This is a genomic window from Brevibacterium sp. Z349TD_9 (genome assembly GCF_056173565.1).
Genome location: NZ_CM149680.1, coordinates 1,053,897 through 1,066,815, shown reverse-complemented (window position 1 = coordinate 1,066,815; position 12,919 = coordinate 1,053,897). Strand labels below are relative to the sequence as shown.

The window sequence follows — 12,919 nt, the reverse complement described above, 5'->3', positions numbered from 1 at the left end:
GGGCCCGGTCGGAACCGGGCCCCTGCGATGGTGTGCGCTGGTCGGGTCAGAGCTTCGAGACCTGGTCGAAGCCGAGCTCGACGGGAACGTCTCGCTCGAAGATCGACAGCAGCACGGTGAGCTTCTGGGAGTCCGGGCGGATCTCCTGGATCGTGGCGGGGTGGCCTTCGAACGAGCCCTCCTTGACGAGGACGGATTCGCCGACCTCGAACTCCACCTCGGTGATGGGGGCGGACTTCGCCGCAGCCTCGGCGGCCACGCCCTCAGCGGCGGCGGCTTCGGCCTGGCGCTCCTCGAAGACGGGAGCGAGCATCGTGAAGACCTCGTCGATCGAGAGCGGGACCGGGTCGTAGGCGTTGCCGACGAAACCGGTCACACCCGGGGTGTGGCGCACGGCGCCCCACGACTCGTCGGTGAGCTCCATCCGGACGAGCACGTAGCCGGGCACGCGCACGCGGCGGACCTGCTTGCGCTGACCGTTCTTGATCTCGACGACGTCCTCCATGGGGACCTGCGACTCGAAGATGAAGTCCTCGAGGTTGAGGCTCACGGCGCGGTTCTCGAGGTTCTGCTTCACGCGGTTCTCGTAGCCGGCGTAGGAGTGGATGACGTACCAGTCGCCCTCCTGCATCCGCAGCTCGGCCTTGAACTCCTCGGCAGGGTCGACGTCGTCGCCGGACTCGGCGGAATCGTCAGCGGCGGAGTCCTCAGCCGGTGCCTCATCGGCAGCGGTCGCGTCGACGTCGGCGGTCGCCTCGGTCGTCGACTCCTCGACCGTCTCGGTCTCAGGCGCGTCGACCTCAGTCTCAGGGGCGTCCTGTTCGGGTGAACTGGTATCCGACACCGATCAATTCCTCGCTTCGCGTGTAGTCGGACGGCTTGCGTGTCCGAAGGATGTGCTGTTTGTATCCAGGTTATCGCCGCACGGGGCGACTCACCACAGTGGCCAGAGCGGAGTTCCGCCGAAGACGAATCCGACGAGCTTGCCGAACACGAGGTCGAGGACCGTGACGATGACCATCATGACGAGGATGAACCCCAGCACGACGAGTGTGTAGTTGACCAGCTGCTTGCGGGTCGGGGTGACGACCTTCTTCAGCTCCGCCACGACTTCGCGGAGGAACTGGATGATCCGTCCGAAGAATCCGAGCTGCTTGCGACGGGAGGCGTTCTCAGACGCGTTTCCTGTCTTCTTTGCCGGTGTGTCGCTCACACATCCTCACTCGGTCGGAATCCTTTGGGACTGCTCAACTGCCTCAGCCAGTCAGTCTGCGCTCTGTCCGGCGGTGATCGCCGCGGCAGGCTTCGACTGCGCAGGGGTGACAGGACTCGAACCTGCAACCTACGGTTTTGGAGACCGTTGCGCTACCAATTGCGCCACACCCCTTCGATTCGACTCCCCCAGCTGAGGGGGTGTCCAACCACGAGAAACGAGCATACCGTCTCCCACCGCGATCCGTCGAACCGAGCACGGTCCGCGTGTGCCGTGGCCCCCTACTCACTCGGTTCGACGGGGTCGGCGACGAGGGGCTGCGGCTCGGGGAAACGCACCCACGGACCGATGCTGACCTCCTCACCTGGGGAGACAGTGATGATCTGGAGGTCGATGGGTCTCTTCGTCCGGTTGTCGACGCGGATGATGCTCACCGTGGCATCCATCTTCAAGGGACCCGGGGTGAGCGCGTTCGCGAGCGCTCCGCCTGTCGTCGAACTCACGTATCGCACTCCCCGACCAAAGGCCTCGGGTCCGACAGTGCGGTGCCAGTGTCCGCTCAGGGCGTAGTCCGCGCACCCGGAGTCGAGGGCCGGTTGGACGATCCTGGGGTCGTGGACGAGCATGACGTCGAAGTCGGCCGTGCACGCCTCGTCGCGCAGCCGGGCTGCGTATTCGTCGGCGGTCAGCTCGGTCTCGAGCTGGGGTCCGGAGCCGAACACCGTCCGGCGCGGATCGGGACCGCCGAAGAAGCGCACGCCCGCGAGCTCCGCCGTGGAGTCGTCGAGGACCGTCCACCCGCTGCGTCGGGCATGGCGGGCGGTCTCCTGCGAGTCGTGGTTGCCCTTGACGAACATCCGCGGCAGTCCCTCGGGCAGTTCGTTCCCGAGGACGTCGATGCAGTAGTTCTCGGCCGAGGTCCCCGTCATCGTCACATCGCCGGCGTCGATGAGTGCGTCGGCCCCGCTCAGCCGGGTGACCGCACCGACGACGCGAGCCATGCCGATGTTGCAGTGGACGTCGGAGCTGAGCACGAAGGTCGAGACGCCGGCCTTCCCTGCCGGCGGGGGCACCATGCCCTGCGAGGTCCAGTCGCCGCTGAGGGGGCGTTCGCTCCACGCTCCGCGAAGGCCGGCGAGGACGGCGTCGTAGAAGGCGTCGTTGTCCTCGGAGAAGTCCCTGACCGCGGTGAACGCCTGGTCGATGATCCCGCCGAGGCGGCCGGTCACCTGCGATCCGGCCAGCGGGGTCCCCGCGAACGCCGGGTCCGGCCGCAGCGGTTCCGGACGGGTGAGCGCGATGGCGCTCACCCCGGACAGGAGAAGGACGACGACCGCGCCGATCGCCGTGAGCTCCCGGCTCGCCAGTCCCCGCCGCAGCGCGGCGATCCGTGCCGGTCCGAGCAGGTGGATGCCGCCGACGACGGCTCCCGAGAGCAGACACACCGCGAGCGCCCAGCGGATGAGGATCTCCCGCGTCAGGCCCTCGACGATGAGGTCGATCTGGACCTGCGGGGCGGAGAAGAGCGAGGCATAGGAAGCGATGTCCCCACCGAGGGCGTCGATCGTCCCTCCGCCGCTGTCGGCGGCACCGCCGGAGGCCGAGGTCGTGTCCTCGGCGGCACCGGAGACGGGGATCTCCCCGATGTCGACGCTCACCCCCAGTCCGAGCGGCAGATAGTCCCCGGCAGGGACGAGGAGGGTGCCCAGCGGCCCGAAGTCGAGGGTGAGCCGCGAATCGGCGGTGACGCGGTACTGCGCCTCATGGGGGCCGAAGCTCAGATCGGCACGGGCGGTGAAGAGCGCCCAGGGCAGGGTGACGACGGTGAGGACGAGGAGCAGGAGGAGGAGACGGGGTGACGACACGGACCCATTCTAGGGATGCGCCCTGGTCGTCGGACTATCCTTGGGCAGATGACGGACCCTCTCGTGTCCCTGCCCAAGGCACACCTGCACCTGCACTTCACCGGTTCGATGTCGGCCGACACCCTGCAGGACCTCGCCGCCGAGGCGGGCGTGAGCCTGTCCGATCAGCTCTTCGCCGACAAGGTCACGGGACTGAGTCCCGACGAGCGCGGCTGGTTCCGCTTCCAACGCCTCTACGACATGGCCCGCGGCGTCGTCCGCGGGGAGGACATCATGCGCCGACTCGTCCGTGAGGCGGCGGCAGCCGACCGGGCCGAGGGGTCCCGCTGGCTCGAGCTCCAGGTCGACCCGACCTCGTATGCCCCGTTCGTCGGCGGCATCACCCCGGCCCTGGAGATCATCCTCGACGAGGCGGCGAAGGCCAGCGACGACGATTTCGGGATGGCGATCATCGTCGCCGCCTCCCGCACCCGGCACCCCCTCGATGCGCGGATGCTCGCCCGTCTCGCCGCCCACCACGCCGGTGAAGGTCCGGGCACCGTCATCGGCTTCGGACTGTCCAACGACGAGCGCCGAGGTGAGACCGCGGAGTTCGCCCGGGCCTTCGACATCGCCCGCCGCGCCGGGCTGCTCTCGGTCCCGCACGGCGGGGAGCTGCTCGGTCCCGAGCACATCCGCTCGGTCGTCCGCGACCTTTCCCCCGACCGCCTCGGGCATGGGATCCGGGCCGGTGAGGATCCGCAGCTGCTGGGCGAGATCGTCGAGGCAGGTGTCGGCTTCGAGGTGTGTCCGGGGTCGAACGTCTCCCTCGGCGTCTACCCCGACATCGATGAGGTGCCGCTGCGGACGCTTCTCGATGCGGGTGCGAAGGTCGCCCTCGGTGCCGACGATCCGCTCATCTTCCACACCCGACTCGTCGACCAGTACCGGTTCGCCGAGCAGCTAGGTCTCACCCCCGGCGAACTCGCCGGCCTGGCCCGTGACTCGTTCGCGATCTCGGCCGCCCCCGAGTCCGTGCGCGAGGCCGCCGGAGCCGACATCGACGCGTGGCTGGAGGACCGGACGACGGCCTGAGGGGCCGGGTTCCGGCCCCGGGCCCAGGCCTACAGGTTCGCGCCGACGAAGGTGGGTTCGGGCTCGAGGACGATCCCGAACCGCTCCTCGACTCCGGCGACGACGGTTCGGGCGAGGTCGAGGACGTCGGCGGTCGTCGCCCCGCCGCGGTTGGTCAGAGCCAGCGTGTGCTTCGTCGACAGGCTCGCACGAGCGCCCGGCAGGGCGAAGCCCCTGTCGAACCCGGCGCGCTCGATGAGCCAGGCGGCCGAGGTCTTCGTCAGCCCGGGGATCGGTGCCCCGCTGAGGGGATCGGTGACCGGGAAGCGCGGAGCCTCCGCGGGCAGCGCGGCCTCCGCGTCGACGATCGGGTTGGTGAAGAACGACCCTGCCGACCACGTGTCATGGTCGTCCGGGTCGAGCACCATCCCCTTCGACCGGCGCAACGCGAGCACGGCGTCGCGGACGTCGGCGGCCGGAACGCTCTCGCCTATCCCGACCCCGAGCGCCGAGGCGAGCTGGGCGTAGCGCACCGGCAGAGATCCCGGTCCGCGCTGGAGCGTGAACGTCACCGAGAGGACGATGTGGGCGGGGGTGCCCGCGGCCTGCTGGGCGCGTTTGAGCAGTGATGTGCGGTATCCGAACTCGAGCTCTGCGGCGCTCAGCGAACGGATCTGCCCGGCGACGCGGTCGTAGACCTCGACGGAGGTGATGAGCTCGGCGACCTCGGTCCCGTAGGCCCCGACGTTCTGGATCGGGGTGGCCCCGACCGATCCGGGGATCCCGGAGAGGGCCTCGAGCCCGGTGAGACCCTGCGCGAGCGTGCCGGCGACGAAGTCGTCCCAGTCCTCCCCCGCCTCGGCGGTCACCTGGGCATGGGTGTCGGAGAGCTCCGTGGTCTCAACGCCCTTCGTCGCGACGACGCCGACGGGACCGGCGAAGCCCGCATCGGCGATGAGGAGATTCGATCCGCCGCCGACGAGGAGGATGCCGGGCATCCGGGGTGCGCTCGGGTCGAGGGCATTGTCAGCGGCGAACGCGAGCAGCTCCTCCCGGGAGCCTGCGACCGTGAGGTCCGGGGCTGGCCCGCCGAGGTGGAACGTCGTGAGCTCGGAGAGGTTCACCGTCCGACCCGGATCTGAGTGCGGCTGAGCACGTCGGTGCCGCCTGCGGTGACGGTGGCGTCGATGCGCAGGGTGCCGACGGCCGGGTCGACGGCGCCGACCTTCGCCGTGAGGGTGAGCGCAGTGGTCGGCGTCGACGGCGGACCCGACTCTGCGTCGGGGACGAGGACGGGGGCGGAGAACCGGGTGCGGTAGTCGACGATGGCCCCCGGGTCGCCGAGCCATTCGGCGATCGGGGAGACGACGACGGCCATCGAGAGCATGCCGTGGGCGATGACGCCCTCGAGGCCGACCTCCTGCGCGAAGCGCTCCGACCAGTGGATGGGGTTGTGGTCGCCCGACGCGGCGGCGTAGTCGATGAGCGAGGCGCGTGAGAGCGGGATCTCGGTCTCGACGACGACGTCGCCGATTTTCAGCTGGGACAGGTCGACGAGGCTCATTCTCCGTCTCCTCTCACGACGATGGTCGAGGTCACCGTGACCACCGGCTGGTCGGCGGCATCGGTGATCTCGGTGCGGGTGGTGATCATGGCGTTGTCGCCGGCGGCACGGACGCCGTCGACGTGGGTCGTCGCACGCAGGCTGTCGCCCGCGACGATCGAGCGGGCGAAGCTGAACTGCTCCGAGCCGTGGACGACCTTCGAGAAGTCGATGCCGGAGTCGGGGTCGGAGATGTAGGCGGCCTCGCTGCGCTGCGCGATGATCACGGCGAACGTCGTCGGGGCGATGACGTCCCTGTACCCCAGGGCCTCAGCCGCGGCGGGGTCGAAGTGGTAGTCGGCCGTCGCGTTCGTCGCGCGGGCGAACTCGGCGATCGCCTCACGGGAGACGTCATAGGGACGCGGCAGGGTGTACGAGGTTCCCTGCTTGTCGGCATTCACCGGCATGTCTGCTCTCTTTCGACAAAGGTCGGTACTCGCCCCAGCCTAACTTCACCGACCCGGGCACGCGGAATCGGCGACTTCGGTCAAGGAACCCTCGCCCGTGGTCACGATTTCGCTTCCCATTCACCCAATTGGTGCACCATCGGCCTCAGGCGTCGAAAACTGAGATAAGTTGTCCCCATCACATCTGCTGTAGGCGTCACCCGAAGCCCCGGCAGAGCCGACGAAACCCCGGCGTCGGGCGTTTCCCTAAGGAGCACTGCAATGACGAACCACCCCTCGAGCTCATCGTCCGCCGCCCCCCGCGGCAACAAGGAGTCCGGAGGCTCGACCTCCGCGAAGTCGCCCGCATCGGCTGCGAAGACGTCAGCGACGAAGAAGCCTCCGGCGAAGACGACGACGGCGACATCGGCCGCCGCGAAGAAGCCCACGACGAAGACGGCGACGACGAAGGTGAGTCCGACGGCGAAGAAGACGTCCTCGACGGCGAAGTCGGGGTCCGCGAAGAGCGCCTCGACGGCGAAGAGCTCACCGGCGAGCACGAGCACGTCCGCCGGCAGGAGCGGCGCGGCGAAGACGAACTCGTCCTCACCGGCGAAATCGTCGACGACGACGCCGGCTGCCGCGAGCACGTCGGCGAAGCCGGCCACGGGCGCGAGCACGGCGGCGAAGCCGACCACGGGCGCGGCGACGAAGTCCGCCGCGAGCACGTCCTCCACGGCGAAGTCCTCGGCAGCGAAGACGCCCGCGGCGAAGTCCTCGACGCCGAAGTCCTCGACGGCGACCACGGCGGCGAAGAAGTCGACTACGAAGTCGACGGCGGCGAAGACGTCGACTGCGACGAAGTCGACGGCTGCCAAGGCTCCCTCGACGAAGAAGGCTCCCGCAGCGAAGAAGACTGCCGCGACGAAGTCTGCCGCTGAGAAGTCGACGGCCGCGAAGGCTCCGGCGGCGAAGTCGACCGCGCCCGCCGCTCCGGAGGCCAAGCGACGGGCGGTCAAGGACGGAGTCGCCGTGCCCGCTGCGGCGGCGACCGACCCCGCCACCGCTGCGGCACCCGCAGCCGCAGCACCGGCAGCCGCAGCTCCCCCGGCCGCCGCTGCGGCCCCCGCACCGGCCGCCCCGGTCGAACCGGCCCTTCCGCCGGCTCCCGGCACCCCCATCGCACCCGCGCCGGCACCAGCCGCCGAAGTGGCCGCCGCATCGGTGGCCGCCCCGGCCGCGGCACCCGCGGCCCCGGTGACCGCACCCGCTGCAGCCCCGGTCGAGCCCCTCGCTCCCGTCGAGCCCGGACTCACCGACCCCGCCGAGGCCGAGGTCCACGTCGGCACCGACGCCGCCTACGCCGGAAAGGAGGCCGACCGCGCCCAGCTGCGCCGCCCGCTGCGCAACATCTCCGAGGTCCGCCACTTCTTCCGTACGAACCAGACGCCGATCTACTTCATCGGCGCCACCCCGTTCAACCTCCTCGGTCTCGACCGCTGGGTCCGCAACTTCTCCTACATCACGTACTACGACGGCTGGGACGGGGGACACCCGCGCGTGTTCTCGCCCCGCTACAAGCCGTTCGTCGAGTTCGAATCAGGGGAAGCGATCAACAACTGGCTCCTGCTCAACGCCGAGGTCCGCGCGCACATGACCCGCAACGTCCCCCACGGCGAGCGCCCGAAGGTCGCCATGGTCTTCTTCGACGAGGAGACCGAATGGATCTGCAGGGAGCTCGGCTACGACCTCATCCTCCCCTCGGCGAAGCTGCGCAACCAGCTGGATTCGAAGATCGAGACGACGAAGCTCGGCAACGAAGCCGGTGCCTACTCGGTGCCCAACGTCCTCACGACGACCGACACGTACGAGGAGCTGACGAAGGCGTCGACGGAGGCCGGTCTCGGCACCGACCTCGTCGTGCAGACCCCCTACGGGGACTCGGGCAAGACGACGTTCTTCATTGCCTCCGAGGAGGAATGGGACAAGCACCGGGACGACATCATCGGCGAGCAGCTCAAGGTGATGAAGCGGATCAACAACACGCCTGTGGCGGTCGAGGCCGTGATCACGAGCAGCGGCGTCGTCGTCGGCCCGTTCCTCACAGAGCTCGCCGGATTCCCCGAGCTCACCCCCTACAAGGGCGGCTGGTGCGGCAACGAGATGACGCCCGATGTCCTCACCGCCGACCAGCGCGGGCGGGCCCGCGAGCTCGTCCGCCGGATGGGCGAAGGCCTGCGCAAGCGCGGCTACCGCGGGTTCTTCGAGGTCGACGTCCTCGTCGATCTCGACACCAACGACGTCTACCTCGGCGAGCTCAACCCCCGGATCTCCGGAGCCTCGGCGATCACCAACGTCACCGCGGGAGCCTACGCCGACGTTCCGCTCTTCCTCTTCCACCTCCTCGAGTACCTCGACGTCGAGTTCGACCTCGACGTCGACGAGATCAACGAACGGTGGGAGGAGCTCTCCGGAGCCGACGAGTGGAGCCAGATGGTCATCAAGGAGACCGCGCCGATCACCGAGTACATCACGCACTCGCCGCTGACCGGACAGTACTTCCTCGACCAGTACGGGACGCTGACGTACAAGCGGGCAGCACTCGACTGGCATCCTCTGCAGAACGGCAGCGAGGTCTTCTTCCTCCGCATCTACGGAGCCGGCGAGTACCGGTGGAAGGGCGCCGACCTCGGTGTCCTCGTGACGAAGAACCCGCTCCAGGTCGATGCCGACGGCAAGAAGTCCCTGAGCATCCGTGCCAAGCACTTCATCGACTCGATCCGTGCGATGTACGCCGGAGTTCCCGTCGCCGCGGAGGATCCCGCGCCGACGATCGGCGGACCGGGGGCGAAGGGCGACTGATAGTCTCGTCCTCAACCCCTGCACAGATCGAGAGGTGAAGTGTGACCGAAGCGTCTTCGGATCCGACCCTGCCCGACCCTGCCCTCGCGGCGGAAGGGTCGGCTCCTGCCGGTCCCTCCGCCGAGGCGGTCGTCGCCCCGACCGACCCCGCTGAGTCGCTCGCCCCGCACGCCGAGCCGATCCCGGTCGACTCCGGTGAGGGCGTCGACAAGGACAACTGGCAGGACGCCGAGCATGTGCGCTGGTCGTTCCAGCACGTCGACGAGGTGCTGCCGACGACGCCGATCTCCCGCGGAGACGGCCCGGTCGCGCAGTTCCCCGTCGACCTCCGGGATCTCGGCGGGATCGAGATCCCGGAGACGGAGTACTCCGCGGCCCGCAGCGTCCGCAGCGTCATCGAGTCGAGCGACACGGACGCGTGGATGGTCCTCCACCAGGGAACCGTGCTCACCGAGGAGTATTTCGGCGCGATGCGGCCGGAGACCGAGCATCTCCTCATGTCGGTGAGCAAGTCGCTGGTGGGCACGGTCGCCGGGGTCCTCGTCGGCGCCGGGGAGATCGAGACGAGCCGACTCGTCACCGACTACGTCCCCGAGCTCGCAGAGTCCGGGTATGCAGGAGCGACGGTGCGCGACATCCTCGACATGCGCTCGGGCATCCGGTTCTCCGAGAACTACCTCGACCCGGAGTCCGAGGTCCGGCAGATCGAGCGGGCCATCGGCTGGTCGGAGGAGGAGCCCTCCCCCGAGGCGGTGGGCATGTACGCCTACCTGCGCACGCTTGAGCAGAAGGCCCCGCACGGCGGACCGTTCGAGTACCGCTCGTGCGAGACCGACGTGCTCGGCTGGGTGTGCGAGAAGGTCGCCGGTGAGAGCATGCAGACGCTCATGTCGCGGGTGCTGTGGTCGCGCATCGGTGCCGAACGCGACGCCCTCATCGCCACCGACCAGTTCGGCGTCGGAATGTTCGACGGCGGCATCAATGCCACCCTGCGCGATCTTGCACGCTTCGGCTACCTCTACTCGAATCGCGGCGTCTCGCTCACCGGCGAACAGGTCGTCCCCACCTCGTGGATCGGCGACACGCTCACCGGCAGCGAGGACACGAGGCAGGCATTCGCCGACAGCCCCGGCGACAACCGGATGCCCGGCGGGATGTACCGCAACCAGTTCTGGTTCCCGTACCCGGACTCGCACGCCTTCCTCGCGCTCGGCATCCATGGGCAGATGATCTACATCAACCCCGGAGCCTCCTTCGTCGGCGTCAAGCTCTCCAGCTGGGGGCTGCCGCAGGACGCGCGGAAGCTCTTCCCGACGATCCGGGCCTTCGACGCCCTCGCGAAGACCGTGGCCCGCCCCGACGTCGACGCTCCCGCCGCGCGGTGAGGTCAGCCGCAGCCCTCGTGCCCCGGGGGCTGCGGACCACCCATCCGCCGCGGCGGGCCCGGCCGCCCGGCGGCAGGGATTCCTGCCGGACAATTGCGACCCCGAAGTCACATCGACGTCATCGAAGGTTACCGACGGGTCATCCCGGCGCTTCCCGCGCAGATTCGCGCCCCGGCTGAATGTAGCCTTGGAAAGTGCTCCGACCCAGGAGCTGCAGCGTTCCCCAGCTGCGCCAGTGAGCCGCGGCGCCTCCGCCGAGGTTCGCCTCACGCACGACCGAAGGCACACAGGTGATCCCCCATCCCCCGACGCACTCCTCCCCCGAGCCCGGCCCCTTCGACGCGATCCTCGGTGAGCGGATCGACGATCTCGCCGAGTTCTCGGCCGGACTGACCGCTGGGACGCTGTCGGAGGAGACCGTCCGCACGCTGTTCGACCTCACCGCCGGTCATATCAGCCTCGCCCGCACCGTCGTCAGCGGCGCCCAGCGCGCACGGGTCGCGCTCGACGCCGTCGCCGCCGATGACTACAGCACCCTGCTCGCCCCGTTCTCCCTCGATGCGGACTCCCTCGACTGGGACTCCCCCGCCGTGCGCCTCTTCCTCCTCGTCGCGCAGGTCGAGACCATCGAGGCGCCCCTCATCGCGCTCGCCCATCGCGCGATCCCCCGCATCGGCGAGGCACCCGACGACGCCGTCCCGAGCGCCGACGAGCTCACCTCCCAACTCGTCTTCACCGGGGTGCTCAGCCTCTGCCCGAAGCACGCGGGCAGCTATGTCATGCCGGGCCTCATCCGTGCCGTGGCCCGCAGGATCGGTCCGAATCCCCCGGAGGGGCGGATCTCGCCGAGGCAGGCGCTCGGACTCGAGCTCGAGGAGTCCCACCGCTCCCTCCTCGACGTCGGCACGGTGCGTCCCGATGCGCTGCTCGCCCTCATCGGCGATCTCGGGGCGTGGTCTCTGCTCACCGAGGTGTGGTCGGAGCGGGGCTTCAACGTCTTCTACCCGGAGTTCGTCGCCGCCGTCCACACGATCCTCTCCGTCCCCGCCTCCGTCGTCCGCGGGTCGCTCGTCCTCGCCGAAGCGCAGAGCGCGGCCCGAGAGATCGCGAACATCAGCAACCGCACGGGATCGACCGACCCGCGTGAGGTCCTTCCGCTCGTCACCTTCGACCGCCTCGACGTCCCCACTCTCGAGCAGGAGAGGGCGCGCCTCGACGACGGTGACTTCACCGCCGACGAGGTGGCGGTGATGACCCTGCGGACCATGCGCGACCGCCGGCAGCACGGCGATCTCGACGGCGCAGTGGCCGCCGCCGAGGCGGGCATGGAGCTCATCTTCGCCCGGCAGTCCGGCTCGGGCTCGCTCTCGCGCCTCTACGATGCCCGTCTCCTCATGGAGCGCGGCCTCGATCTCGCTCGTACCGGGGACGTCCGCCGAGGCCTGCACCTCGTCGAACGCGCCGTCGTCATCGCCGAATCGATCCTCCCCTTCGAGCCCTTCCCTCTGCTCCCGTCACTCGCGGTGGCAGCCGTCGGCTACATCGCTGCGGGTTTCGGCCCGAAGAGCGAGCAGGTGCTCTCCCGCTACGACGAGCTGCGGGCCCGCTTCGAATTCCACACCCTGCAGACGGACTACATCGCCAACACCCCGCGCCTGCACCGGGCCCTCGACCAGCTCGACCTCGTCGCCTCCGCCGCGGCGATCGCGCTCGCGCGCACCCTCTCCCCCGCCCATCGCGGATCCGGCGTCTTCCGCTACGGCGAGGCCCTGCACGCGATGTACTCGGGCAATGCGGAGCTCTATCTCAAGGAGCACGCGCTGGCCCCGGAGTCCCCGATGGCCGGTCATGAACCGCAGGTGATGGGGTCGACGTTCTCGTTGACGACGATGCTCTCCGTGGCGACCGGAGCGCTGCGGGAGGCGCAGGCGCTCGCGTCGAAGGCGTCCCGACTCGACCGGGAACACGGTCTCTCCCGCGCCCGTGTCGCCTTCGCCCTCGGCCAGCACGACGTCGTCGACTCCTTCACCTCCCAGGTGCTCATCACCGGCACCGACCCACGGGAGAAGGGCGCGGCCCTGGCACTGCGTGCAGCAGCCCTCGTCCGCCGCGGCCGCGAGGCGGCGGCACTGGCCGATGTGCGCAACGCCCTCGACTACTGTGTCGTCTCCGGTTCGGTCCTGCCCTTCGCGCTGCTGCCGAGCGACCTCCGGTCGTACTTCGTCGAGATGACCGTCGACTTCCCGCAGTGGGAGTGGATCGCCGACACGTTCGCGATGTCCCCGGTCACCGGAGCCCAGCTGCGGGCGCGTCTCCTCGATCTGCCGGTGACGATGTCGGAGGCCAGGGTGGAGAACCGTCTGCTCGACTCCCATGAGCTCGATCTGCTCTACCGACTCGAGAAGGCCACACCGCTCGCGCGCATCGCCGCCGATCTCTCCCTCGCCGAGGGCACGGTGAAGAACCGTCTCTCCGCGATCTACCGCAAGCTCGGGGTCCGCAACCGCCGGGACGCCGTCGAGTACGGGTACCGCAACGGCTACTTCTCGTAG

General features: G+C 69.2%; 11 protein-coding genes and 1 tRNA gene. 4 read left to right on the top strand and 8 right to left on the bottom strand.

What is annotated here, in order from left to right; all coding sequences use genetic code 11:
* Positions 1–46: 46 nt before the first annotated feature.
* From nusG to AC0VYB_RS04730, 4 genes are all read right to left on the bottom strand, one after another.
* Positions 47–844 (bottom strand): transcription termination/antitermination protein NusG, encoded by a 798-nt coding sequence (gene nusG, locus AC0VYB_RS04745; protein ID WP_009379122.1) that lies wholly within the window; start codon positions 842–844, stop codon positions 47–49.
* 90 nt (positions 845–934) lie between these two features.
* Entirely contained in the window at positions 935–1,213 is a 279-nt protein-coding gene (secE, locus tag AC0VYB_RS04740; protein WP_009379120.1) for a preprotein translocase subunit SecE, read from the bottom strand.
* Positions 1,214–1,314: 101 nt separating this feature from the next.
* Positions 1,315–1,387 (bottom strand) — tRNA-Trp (locus tag AC0VYB_RS04735).
* A gap of 107 nt (positions 1,388–1,494) precedes the next feature.
* The gene (locus tag AC0VYB_RS04730; protein WP_063249186.1) at positions 1,495–3,078 is read right to left on the bottom strand and encodes a metallophosphoesterase family protein; all 1,584 of its coding nucleotides are present in this window, start codon (positions 3,076–3,078) and stop codon (positions 1,495–1,497) included.
* A 48-nt stretch (positions 3,079–3,126) separates the two neighbouring features.
* Between AC0VYB_RS04730 and AC0VYB_RS04725 the strand changes: the two genes are divergently transcribed.
* Complete coding sequence (locus tag AC0VYB_RS04725; protein WP_063249187.1) at positions 3,127–4,152, top strand: adenosine deaminase; 1,026 nt, start codon at positions 3,127–3,129, stop codon at positions 4,150–4,152.
* 29 nt (positions 4,153–4,181) lie between these two features.
* Here AC0VYB_RS04725 and AC0VYB_RS04720 read toward each other — a convergent pair whose 3' ends face one another.
* The 4 genes from AC0VYB_RS04720 to AC0VYB_RS04705 form a co-directional block, all read right to left on the bottom strand.
* Entirely contained in the window at positions 4,182–5,255 is a 1,074-nt protein-coding gene (locus AC0VYB_RS04720; protein ID WP_063249188.1) for a UDP-N-acetylmuramate dehydrogenase, read from the bottom strand.
* A complete protein-coding gene (locus AC0VYB_RS04715) occupies positions 5,252–5,695 on the bottom strand; it encodes a MaoC/PaaZ C-terminal domain-containing protein (protein WP_009379115.1) in 444 nt (147 codons plus the stop codon). Before AC0VYB_RS04715 ends, AC0VYB_RS04720 begins: the two co-directional genes overlap by 4 nt.
* A complete protein-coding gene (locus AC0VYB_RS04710) occupies positions 5,692–6,141 on the bottom strand; it encodes an FAS1-like dehydratase domain-containing protein (RefSeq protein WP_063249189.1) in 450 nt (149 codons plus the stop codon). The genes AC0VYB_RS04715 and AC0VYB_RS04710 overlap by 4 nt, the downstream gene beginning before the upstream one ends.
* A gap of 101 nt (positions 6,142–6,242) precedes the next feature.
* Entirely contained in the window at positions 6,243–7,139 is an 897-nt protein-coding gene (locus AC0VYB_RS04705) for a hypothetical protein (RefSeq protein ID WP_144588015.1), read from the bottom strand.
* 13 nt (positions 7,140–7,152) lie between these two features.
* On the opposite strand from AC0VYB_RS04705, the gene AC0VYB_RS04700 reads away from it, so the two are divergent.
* From AC0VYB_RS04700 to AC0VYB_RS04690, 3 genes are all read left to right on the top strand, one after another.
* Positions 7,153–8,982: a biotin carboxylase gene (locus AC0VYB_RS04700; protein WP_144588017.1), complete on the top strand. Its 1,830-nt coding sequence runs from the start codon at positions 7,153–7,155 to the stop codon at positions 8,980–8,982.
* A 41-nt stretch (positions 8,983–9,023) separates the two neighbouring features.
* Complete coding sequence (locus tag AC0VYB_RS04695; RefSeq protein ID WP_222064871.1) at positions 9,024–10,367, top strand: serine hydrolase domain-containing protein; 1,344 nt, start codon at positions 9,024–9,026, stop codon at positions 10,365–10,367.
* A gap of 290 nt (positions 10,368–10,657) precedes the next feature.
* A complete protein-coding gene (locus tag AC0VYB_RS04690; RefSeq protein ID WP_063249192.1) occupies positions 10,658–12,919 on the top strand; it encodes a response regulator transcription factor in 2,262 nt (753 codons plus the stop codon).

What these genes read in the sequence shown, in the direction of transcription:
- AC0VYB_RS04725 (WP_063249187.1), top strand. Translation starts at nt 3,127, where the DNA reads ATGACGGACCCTCTCGTGTCCCTGCCCAAGGCACACCTGCACCTGCAC.
- AC0VYB_RS04710 (WP_063249189.1), bottom strand. Translation starts at nt 6,141, where the DNA reads ATGCCGGTGAATGCCGACAAGCAGGGAACCTCGTACACCCTGCCGCGT.
- AC0VYB_RS04715 (WP_009379115.1), bottom strand. Translation starts at nt 5,695, where the DNA reads ATGAGCCTCGTCGACCTGTCCCAGCTGAAAATCGGCGACGTCGTCGTC.